Source organism: Candidatus Binatia bacterium (genome assembly GCA_023150935.1).
Lineage (GTDB): Bacteria > Desulfobacterota > Binatia > HRBIN30 > HRBIN30 > JAKLJW01.
The window spans coordinates 266576-267394 of sequence record JAKLJW010000001.1 but is presented as its reverse complement, the minus strand read 5'-3'; the positions used below and the strand labels follow the sequence as shown (position 1 = coordinate 267394).

Below are 819 nucleotides of genomic sequence, written 5' to 3'. Positions count from 1 at the left end.
TCGCTGAGTACGTGTACGGAACGGAAGCCCAACGCCCGGAACTCAGGCGCGGCGGGCACGAGAGGCAGCCTCAATCCGGCAGAATGGCCCGGTGCCCGCCGCCGCGTTGGGTGCAGTTGTCTACATAGCTCCCAATCCTCCACGAGTTCGCCACGGTGGTCGTTGGCCCACTCGATCACCAGGGTCATCGCCCGACGTGGCAACGACCCGCGCACGACGCTGAGATCGCGCAGGTCGATGAGGGCTTCGTGTTCGCCACATAGGGCATGGAAGCGAGGTGGCGCATGCTCGTTCCAGAACATCTGAATGAGGATGCCGTAGAAGATGCCGATTGTCGGCACGGCCTGGATCCTGCCCCAATTCCGTACCCCGCCGATCCGACCGGGGCAAGGCCATGGCCGTGCGTGGAGTGGGCGCCGGCGCCGGTTGAACGCTTACGCCGTCCGGCCTGCGCTGAGTTGCACGCTCGCAGCCACCTCCCCCCGGGGCCCTGCTCCTCCACGAGAAGGCGAACGTGCCTGGATGTGGCGGTGTAGTCGAGCATGCACAGCCCAGAACGCTGGCGCGCCCAAAAGAGCCAGCGCGCCACCGGCCCCTGATTTACGATTTCCGAGTGTGCGCGCACGGCGCGAATAAATCTTCAGGCCATGGAGCGGCAGTGCCTTCCCGTTCGTCCCGAGTAGCGCCTTCTTCTGGCGCGTATCGAGGGACGGGCTCGGCAGGGGCGCGCCCCTCGATACGGAGCCCAGGGGAAGGGCTCCTACTCGGGGCGAACGGGCTGGTTGTTCGCTTTGGGTTGCTGGCGAAGCCCGCGCTGAG

1 pseudogene is annotated in these 819 nt (G+C 66.3%); it reads right to left on the bottom strand.

The annotated features are described in order from the left end of the window. Positions 1-119: 119 nt before the first annotated feature. Positions 120-341: pseudogene (locus tag L6Q96_01145) on the bottom strand (DUF4160 domain-containing protein). Between the last annotated feature and the right edge of the window lie 478 nt (positions 342-819).